Genomic DNA, 7160 nt, shown 5'->3' with positions numbered 1-7160 from the left:
GATGCCCGCTTCAGTTATCGTGGTGAGGATGTGGTGCAGACCCTGGAACGGATATGTCGTCAGGTCGGTTATCCTGCGGTTATTCGTGTGGATAATGGCAGCGAATTTATCTCTCGTGACCTGGATTTATGGGCTTACCATAAGGGGGTGGTGCTCGACTTCTCCCGGCCCGGCAAGCCGACCGATAACAGCTACATCGAGAGCTTCAATGGCAAGTTCAGAGCCGAGTGCCTGAACGCCCATTGGTTCATGAGCCTTGACGACGCCCGCATTAAGATGGAGGATTGGCGTAGAGACTATAACGAATTCCGGCCACATAGCGCCATTGGCAATAAGGTGCCGATTTCGCTTATGAATGGCTCAGCGGCATCCCCGCCGCTTTGAGCCATAAACCCGGAAAATTCCAGCTCTCCGTGGTCCAAATTCGGGGTGCACCTCAGGGCATGATGCTGCTTTGGAAAAATGGCTGGCCCCAAATGCTAAGGTTTAGCCACATCGCGCAAGAGCCGAGCGAGGGTTTTGGGATGAACGCCGTAGCTGGCCGCAATTTCTGCGAAGGGACGCTGTTCCAGCTCAATTGCGCGACGAGCAGAGTTGATCTGCTCCGGCGACATAGAGGGGCGCCGACCTATCCGAGAACCACGACTCCTCGCCGCTTCCATACCTGCTTTGGTGCGCTCGCTGATAATTGCTCTCTCGAATTCTGCCATTGCGCCCATCATGTGAAAGACCAGTCGCCCTCCTGACGACGAGGTGTCTATGCTCTCTGTAAGCGACCGGAACTCGCAGCCTCGATTGGAAAGCCCATTGACGGTCTGGATCAGATCGACCAGCGAACGTCCAAGACGGTCGAGCCGCCAGACTACGAGCATGTCACCGCTTTTCAGATGCCGCAGAGCTTTTCTCAGACCCGGTCGTTGAAAGTCGGCGCCAGACAAACCTTGGTCGGTAAGGACTTCTGTGCATCCTGCAGACTTCAATGCTGCAATCTGAAGATCGAGGTTTTGTTCAACCGTCGAAACCCGTGCGTAACCGACCAGTCTCATTGCACATTTCTCTTACTACGATATCACCTAAGTAATTGACATAAAGGAACCTTTTCGCTCTGTCGGGCTTAAAATGGGACAGAACCGGAAGCCTTTGAAAACCCAATACGCGACCAGTTCAGTTCCTGCTCGGATCGTCTATCGGACAAAGGTTCCCTTTCGTTCCCTCGGGTCATCTGATCGAAGGGGGAATTATGGGCTTCTGGGGAGTAATCTTCGCATCTGGCGTGGTATTCGGCGGAGGCTGTGCGATCATCGCAGCCAATAAGAAACGCGACCCGCTGGGCTGGTTCGCGCTGGGGTTTCTGTTCAGCCTCGTGGCATTGATCGTTATCGCCGCGCTATCACCAGCACAGAAGTCCGCTGGAGCAGCCAGCGCTCGCGCTCGACAGCGTCTGACCGGAACCGACTTCGTCGCCAATCCGAAAGACCCGGAGCGGCCTTGGCTTGGTTGATACAATGAGTGCCAAGAGAAGGTGAACCAGCGCACCGGGACGAGATTCGCTGGAGACCAACAGATTCTCCTTAGACGCTCGCGATGCTATTGAAGGCGCCGAACCGGGATGGAGAGGGACTTTCAATCAAGCAAGTCCCAAAGAAACACCGAACCGGAGCCTCTACTTCTTTATTGTTTGGTCTCGCGTAACTGCCTCCCGGAGACTTTATTCAAGGATTTATGTAACTCCTCCCCTAAGTTATTACATACTCTCTCTATAATTATTAACATTAAATAGGAAAAGCGTTACAGAATTCATGCCTGCGGCTCGATTCACGCGGCAGCGGACATCTTTAATGATTCCTCTTTACGCTTCCGGCAGTTTGCCGTCCTCCGGCGTTGACCCTCCAGTTGCTGCCTCCTCTTTTCCGCACGCTCGGCGCATTCTGCTGGGTGACGCCTGAGCAATTCAACCCCGGCAACATCAGAGAAATGATCGCACTTTTCCGCGAACGGGCATGACGCACAGTTTGAGGTGTTTGCCCCCTTCTTCGCCACAGGCATTCCAAAACATGCCGGTGCGAACGCGATCAAGGGAAGCTTCTCGACAGGCTCCGGCACGATCAAGCTGTTGCGGACGTCTTCCTTCATATCCTGAATGATCCGGCGGCGCCGATCTTTCGGAGCGAGGCGAAGACCAATTAACAACGGTAAATGGCGAGTGCGGACCGTTGGTCCTTCTAGCCGCTGTTGCCATCCTCGTTCAGATTTCTCAATGTGGCCGATCAGATACGCGCGAAACTCATCTTGCACTGGAAAGCCGCGATAGTTCTCTGTGCGATACTGAGGCAAGCCAGAAAAGCGCTGGGCAAAAAGCGGCATACGTTCTTTCATGAATTTCTCGAATTCGATCGGCCACGCCACACTTGAGTTTTTGCTGCCAAAAAGCTGCACCGGGTTCGGAATGTGTTTCCATATACGACGGCTCGCGAATTCAAAGCCGAATTCAATTAGTAGTTCATACGGTAGGCCGAGTTCGTCAGCGCGTTGACGTGCTTTCCAAAGCTGAGTGAGAGATCCGCTGGGCTTTTGGAAAATGCCGGGCGTTAGGCCGTGGCATCGCTCGGCTTCTTCACGGTCCTTGTGACGGCGGACATACGACTTGAAGCCCTCTCGATAGAGCGTGGCGAAATACCGGGTTGCGGCCAGCGGCGTCATGAAGCGATATCCATACCATTTCTTATGCGCAACTTGCCGCTCATGTGCGAGCACTTTAGGCTGCAACAGTCGCATGGCTTCAACGGTGTCATCAAGGCGGCGCTGGGTAGAAGGGCTATAGGGGATCATGTTCTGCTCCTCGGTCGCTTGACCATCAACTCAGTTGGGTTTCGAGGAAGCGGGTTCCTCCCCTCAGCGTATAGCTAGGACGTCATGGAACCGCAGCAGGTCGCGAGCGATGCATTCCCTCTAACTCGAGGATTCGCACCGGCTGGCTTTGTCGCACATTCTGCTCGACGGACTGGAAACTTACTGGCGCTCGCCAGCTAGCTTCCCTATCGATTTTGGCATGGGAGGTTCCAACAGCCGGATCGCTGCCGACGCGGAAAGCATCCCCATCGCAGAGCTTGCGTTTTTCTAGGACTTCGCTCTCACAGCTGTGCGGTTGTCCGCTCAACTGGTGATAGCTGGCATGACAGGACAGGAGGCTCCAGACCGCCGGACGGCTGCGAACAAAAGGACGGCGCGTTCCGAAACATCGTCCGGTGTTGGCGAACGATCACCAGAACAACCAATTTTCTCAGTTCGACGATGACGCCGCGGTCCAATTATCTCATGCCGTCGTGCTGAGAATTGTTATGCGGTGGTCATGTGCCGAGGACGTTGCGGAAATGTTTTCGGCGTTGGTCCGCAAGGGGTCCGTCTTGCTCGGTGGGTGCGTCCGCTTCCGGTGGACACGCAGTATCGGGTGGTAACGTAGATCAATCTACCTGAATGGGATTGCAAGCGTAAAGATACAACCCATGCGGGTTTCGGAAAGTTGACAGTTCGGCTGAAAAAGCTGAAATCCCTGATTTTTGTCAAGTTAACGTAAAGTTAGCGCAAGTTTCGTCAGGTTTCCGCAACGATTGCGGTCTTGAATCTTGTCAAAATACAACCAAAGATATGTATCTTCGGCGTTGTCCAGCGTCGGAACTTGACACAATCAGCGTCCCGCAAGGCAAAATGTAAAGTTTGCGCAAGTCGGTGACACCGAAGAGGCATCACCCCAAGCGCGAAACGAGGCTTTCGGCGTTCAGATGTGTGTAGCGTTTCAGCATGGATAACTCCTTATGCCCGCTAATCGTGCTGACCTCGATGATGTTCAGACCAAGCTCAAAGAAGCGACTGACGGCTTCGTGGCGAAGGTCGTGGAATTTTAGGTCGCGGACATTGGCGCGCTTCAGAACACGGCGCCATGTCTGCTCGAAGGCGGACGTGGTCATCGCAAAAGGCGTAGATTGATCTATGTTCCCATTCTGCTTCAGCATCATAAGCGCTTCATATGCTCGCTGAGACAGGGGAACCTCGCGGCTGGTGCCGTTTTTGGTCAGCGCCAAGGAAATCACGCGCCGGTTATGTGAGATGTCCGTCCATTTCAAGCCAAGAATCTCGCCACGGCGCATCCCGGTCTCGATTGCCAGAACGACCAGCGTTCGGAAGCATTCCACTTTGCCATCGCCACAGGCGTCGAGAATGCGTTGTTCCTCTGAAGCAGTCAGGCGACGAGACCGGCTATTGTTAATCGTCGGGCGGCGCACCATCTTCACGACATTCTGGGCGAGGGGATAACCCCAGTCGCGCATGGCGACGTCAAGAACGTGGCTCAGGATCGCAAGCTCTCGAACAGCCGTCGCAGGCTTGACGGTTTTCAGGCGTTCGTCGCGGAACGATGCAATATCTTGCTGCGACAAGCCGACCAGCGTCCGGTAAGCGAGATCATGACGCTGAAGCACGTCAAGGCGCTGTATCTCTTGAGCGGATCCACGTTTCGACGGCGATACCTCATCGGCATATCGCTTTAACAAAGACCCGAGCGTCGTGCTTTCGAGAATGCGCGTGTCTGGCGCAGCGCCGAACTTGTCGACCTGGCTCTCCAGATCACGCGCCCACTTCTCTGCTTCTGTTTTGCTATCGAATGATTTGCAGCGCGGTTTCATACCGCGTCTGCGCACCTGCGCTTGCCAGCGGCCTCTGAGCTTGCGGATCGTTGCCATGTGATCTCCAATAGATATTGAAGATCACGCGTAGGACGCCCCGGATGGGGAGCCAAGGATTGTCCCGGTGAAGGAGTTAATTTTAGTGATTACTTAAGTAATTCCAATAATTTATCATCTTTTTCGTGAACAATGTTAGCGAATTCAGACTCTCTGTAATATCCTAATCCAAAAACCACCTTTAAAGCGCTCAGCTGGTCTTCACAGAAGCGCTTTTTATCATCTTTCGCCGTTCCTAATTCTTTAGTCAGATTATAGTATATATCCCTAATTCTCGTGAATTTCTCTAGGGGTGACCCAGATATAAGAGGTAGTATATCGCTTCCTATCGTTTTCAATCTCTTATTATTTTTATTAATTTGCGATTCGGTGACATGTATTTCTAATAGTAAACAATGTCCTGATTCTCTCAATTTAGAAGTGAGATTCTCTGGGTATTTGTAGCTTAATCTGCTGAAATTTAGTCCATTTATAAGTTTATATACTTCTTCATCATTTATAGAGGCAGGTTTCCACGTATGAGAGAAGTAGTTTCTAATCTTTCTTAAGCGTTCCAAGTCAGAAAACTGGTTTTTATTTATTAAACCAAGCCCAAAGGCGGCCTTAATTCGAGCAGAAAATGTTCCAAGAGGTGCATTGAAACCATCAATTAATCTGCTTGTAGCATCAGATTGAACCAAAAAAGACTTTAGCAGAGTTCCAAGTGAATCTTCGGCGAATGCTGCTAGAGCGATTGCAAGGCCTCGATCATCAAGGCCACTCATCAAATTTTGAAGGTGGTTGAGATCTCCAAAGACCGAATCGTCCTCTGGATTCGACTGAGCTGGTGTGTCTGAGTTTGAATACAGGTATTCGGTCATGGCGTTCTCATTTTGAAAGCAGTTTTGACTTCAAATATGTAAAGAACAAACGTCGGCTTGGCGAGCAACGTTAGCTGATCGGATAAATTGAAATGCCCATTATCGCGCCTCAAGCGTGATCCCCGATGGAGATCACGCTTAGGATGCCCAGCGTTGGAGCCAAGGACCATTCCAGCATGGCTGTTTGTCTCGGCTTAAAGCGCGGCCAGAATACAATGTATCCTTGTCAGCTTGGCGCGCCTGTTGTTACATAGCTCAGGTATTGGGGTGGGGTTATGCGTAAGTCGTTCTGTTACGCCTTTGCGGGCATTGTTTGGTTGTTTTCGGCCATGACGAGCACAACAGTCTCGGCCGCCGAAAAGACATTTGGGCCGTTTTCTATTGATGACGCCAAGCCAGACGTCATTGCGATGAATGGTCTTGTTGAACAGGGCACGGCTTTAGATTTTCGTAGAGCCCTTCGTGCAGCACCACAAGCGAAGTTAATCACATTAAATAGCGGTGGTGGCAATGTTCAAGCCGGGCTGTTGATTGCTGACGATATAAATCAACGGGGTTTGACGACTTATATCCCAAAAACAAGCAAATGCTATTCCGCATGTTCCTATATTTTCTTGGCTGGCAAGGAACGAAAGGTAGACGGTGCGCTCGGTGTGCATCAGATATCCTCCGATTCACCAGACCTCGTGGGCGCTCAATTGGCGATCTCCGACATAATTGAAGTGCTAAGCAGGTTTGACACTCCGCCGGAAGTTATGCAGGTCATGTTCAAGACGCGCCCTGACGACATGCATGTATTCAGTCACGAAGAAATTGAACGATACAAGCTCAATCGGTCTGGTGAGGAACAAGCAGTAGTTAATACACCGGTGGCAAGTGCTGTTCCCACTGAAAAAAATGAGAATGTAAAGGAAACTGAGAAAACTGTAGCTGGTGTTTCAACCGCTGCTCCGGTTTCGCAGCCCACCGTTGAAACCGAATCTGTAGCGAAGCTCTCACCGTTGGAAGAATTCACCAAGCGGCCGAACAGAATCGCTCTGTATACGGGGCTGGATCTCTTCGGGGAGGATATATCGACCATTCGCGTGGATGATGCTGCGGCGTGTGCCAAAAGCTGTCTCGCAATGAATGGGCAGTGTAAGGCATTTACGTTCAATACCAATCCGAGGATCAAAAAAGGACCAAATTGTTTCTTGAAAGCAAGCGAGGGGCGAGCCGATGGAAACAGCGTAGCGTTCTCAGGCCGCTTCCTTAGCGGAGCCGATTCTGATCCTGCCCCATTTTCTCTTGGCATGATTGATCCGGCCAAGGCGCTTTTCGATGATATCGATCTGCCCGGTGGGGATTTATCGCGTCGGCCTCACGCGGCAGCAAAAACCCCTCTCGCGTGTCGCCTTGCCTGTATCGATAACAGTCAGTGCGTAGCTTTCACTTACATTAAGCCGAAAAAGGAATGTTGGCTAAAAGGAGCTGTGGGGTCACCGACCTTCGGGAAGGGGCTGGTCACGGGTGTCAAACGATACGAGACGTTCGCGCCTGCCAAAGTCATCACTTTGAACTGAGA

Annotated in this window: 7 protein-coding genes; 3 read left to right on the top strand and 4 right to left on the bottom strand. The window is 51.7% G+C overall.

Translation table 11 applies throughout. The features are described 5' to 3' along the window. Positions 1-384, top strand: a 384-nt coding sequence (locus FHW03_RS17470; RefSeq protein ID WP_182521770.1) for an integrase core domain-containing protein, incomplete at its 5' end; no start/stop codon positions are given. A 95-nt stretch (positions 385-479) separates the two neighbouring features. On the opposite strand, the gene FHW03_RS17465 is transcribed toward FHW03_RS17470, so the two are convergent. Further along, positions 480-1046 carry a recombinase family protein gene (locus FHW03_RS17465; protein ID WP_182521769.1) on the bottom strand — a complete coding sequence of 189 codons (567 nt, stop codon included), beginning with the start codon at positions 1044-1046 and terminating at the stop codon, positions 480-482. Between the two features lie 194 nt (positions 1047-1240). On the opposite strand from FHW03_RS17465, the gene FHW03_RS17460 reads away from it, so the two are divergent. Further along, complete coding sequence (locus FHW03_RS17460; protein ID WP_182521768.1) at positions 1241-1501, top strand: hypothetical protein; 261 nt, start codon at positions 1241-1243, stop codon at positions 1499-1501. 314 nt (positions 1502-1815) lie between these two features. On the opposite strand, the gene FHW03_RS17455 is transcribed toward FHW03_RS17460, so the two are convergent. From FHW03_RS17455 to FHW03_RS17445, 3 genes are all read right to left on the bottom strand, one after another. After that, positions 1816-2829 carry a hypothetical protein gene (locus FHW03_RS17455; protein WP_182521767.1) on the bottom strand — a complete coding sequence of 338 codons (1014 nt, stop codon included), beginning with the start codon at positions 2827-2829 and terminating at the stop codon, positions 1816-1818. A 914-nt stretch (positions 2830-3743) separates the two neighbouring features. Continuing rightward, a complete protein-coding gene (locus tag FHW03_RS17450) occupies positions 3744-4736 on the bottom strand; it encodes a site-specific integrase (protein ID WP_182521766.1) in 993 nt (330 codons plus the stop codon). 89 nt (positions 4737-4825) lie between these two features. Next, positions 4826-5596, bottom strand: a complete 771-nt coding sequence (locus FHW03_RS17445) for an MltR family transcriptional regulator (protein ID WP_210277315.1) — start codon at positions 5594-5596, stop codon at positions 4826-4828. Positions 5597-5871: 275 nt separating this feature from the next. On the opposite strand from FHW03_RS17445, the gene FHW03_RS17440 reads away from it, so the two are divergent. After that, the gene (locus FHW03_RS17440; RefSeq protein ID WP_377515090.1) at positions 5872-7158 is read left to right on the top strand and encodes a PAN domain-containing protein; all 1287 of its coding nucleotides are present in this window, start codon (positions 5872-5874) and stop codon (positions 7156-7158) included. Positions 7159-7160: the final 2 nt, after the last annotated feature.

The organism is Ochrobactrum sp. RH2CCR150 (genome assembly GCA_014138095.1).
Lineage (GTDB): Bacteria > Pseudomonadota > Alphaproteobacteria > Rhizobiales > Rhizobiaceae > Brucella > Brucella gambitense.
This window is presented reverse-complemented; position numbering and strand designations above follow the sequence as displayed.